The sequence below is a fragment of the Janthinobacterium paucivorans genome (assembly GCF_051380805.1).
GTDB lineage: Bacteria > Pseudomonadota > Gammaproteobacteria > Burkholderiales > Burkholderiaceae_D > Janthinobacterium > Janthinobacterium lividum_D.
The window spans coordinates 1-1,062 of record NZ_JBNYXR010000041.1 but is presented as its reverse complement, the minus strand read 5'-3'; the positions used below and the strand labels follow the sequence as shown (position 1 = coordinate 1,062).

The following is a 1,062-nucleotide window of genomic DNA, read 5'->3' as shown; positions in this document are numbered from 1 at the left end:
GAGTTCCTTCTCCCGAGTTCTCTCAAGCGCCTTAGAATACTCATCTCGCCCACCTGTGTCGGTTTGCGGTACGGTCTCGTATGACTGAAGCTTAGAGGCTTTTCTTGGAACCACTTCCGATTGCTTCGTGAACAAGTTCACTCGTCTCAACCCCTTGAATTCCGCGCCCGGATTTGCCTAAGCGCCTTCTATGAGCCAAAAACCAACTATTCCAACAGTTGGACAACCTTCCGCGATCCGTCCCCCCATCGCATCATACGACGGTGCAGGAATATTAACCTGCTTCCCATCAGCTACGCATCTCTGCCTCGCCTTAGGGGCCGACTCACCCTGCTCCGATGAACGTTGAACAGGAAACCTTGGGCTTACGGCGTGGAGGCTTTTCACCCCCATTATCGCTACTCATGTCAGCATTCGCACTTCTGATACCTCCAGCATCCTTTACAAGACACCTTCGCAGGCTTACAGAACGCTCTCCTACCATATATATCTGTGATAAATCACAGAACAATATCCGCAGCTTCGGTGACTGGCTTAGCCCCGTTACATCTTCCGCGCAGGACGACTCGATCAGTGAGCTATTACGCTTTCTTTAAATGATGGCTGCTTCTAAGCCAACATCCTGACTGTTTTAGCCTTCCCACTTCGTTTTCCACTTAGCCAATCTTTGGGACCTTAGCTGGCGGTCTGGGTTGTTTCCCTCTTGACGCCGGACGTTAGCACCCGACGTCTGTCTCCCAAGCTCGCACTCATCGGTATTCGGAGTTTGCAATGGTTTGGTAAGTCGCAATGACCCCCTAGCCATAACAGTGCTCTACCCCCGATGGTGATACTTGAGGCACTACCTAAATAGTTTTCGGAGAGAACCAGCTATTTCCAAGTTTGTTTAGCCTTTCACCCCTACCCACAGCTCATCCCCTAATTTTTCAACATTAGTGGGTTCGGACCTCCAGGGCGTGTTACCGCACCTTCATCCTGGCCATGAGTAGATCACTTGGTTTCGGGTCTACACCCAGCGACTGATCGCCCTATTCGGACTCGATTTCTCTACGGCTTCCCTAT

The 1,062-nt window shown here is 51.0% G+C and carries 1 rRNA gene; it reads right to left on the bottom strand.

Going from position 1 to position 1,062, the window contains the following annotated elements:
- Positions 1-1,062, bottom strand: a 23S ribosomal RNA gene (locus ACQ4V8_RS21840); the annotation flags it as partial.